The 403-nt window shown below is 53.6% G+C and carries 1 protein-coding gene; it reads right to left on the bottom strand.

Going from position 1 to position 403, the window contains the following annotated elements:
* On the bottom strand, positions 1 to 403 hold a 403-nt coding region (locus tag KGQ19_RS48905; RefSeq protein WP_212022522.1), incomplete at both ends, for a PCRF domain-containing protein.

The raw sequence follows: 403 nt of genomic DNA, 5'->3' as shown, positions 1-403 counted from the left end.
GCCATAAGCGTAATCGCCGGAGATTTTGATCGTCACGGATTTAATACCCGCCACTTCACCTTCCGACTCTTCGATGATTTCAGTTTTGAAACCACGCGATTCAGCCCAGCGCAGATACATACGCTCAAGCATGCTCGCCCAGTCCTGTGCTTCCGTACCGCCAGACCCCGCCTGAATATCGAGGTAGCAGTCGGCGCTGTCATATTCGCCAGAGAACATACGGCGGAACTCAAGCTGCGCCAGTTTTTCTTCCAGGGCGTCGAGTTCAGCAACGGCTTCGTTAAAGGTTTCTTCGTCGTCAGCTTCTACAGCCAGTTCCAGCAGACCAGAAACATCTTCCAGCCCCTGTTTCATTTGGTCGAGGGTGTCGACAACGGCTTCGAGGGAGGAACGCTCTTTACCC

The sequence above is a fragment of the Catenulispora pinistramenti genome, from assembly GCF_018274385.1.
GTDB lineage: Bacteria > Actinomycetota > Actinomycetes > Streptomycetales > Catenulisporaceae > Catenulispora > Catenulispora pinistramenti.
This window is presented reverse-complemented; position numbering and strand designations above follow the sequence as displayed.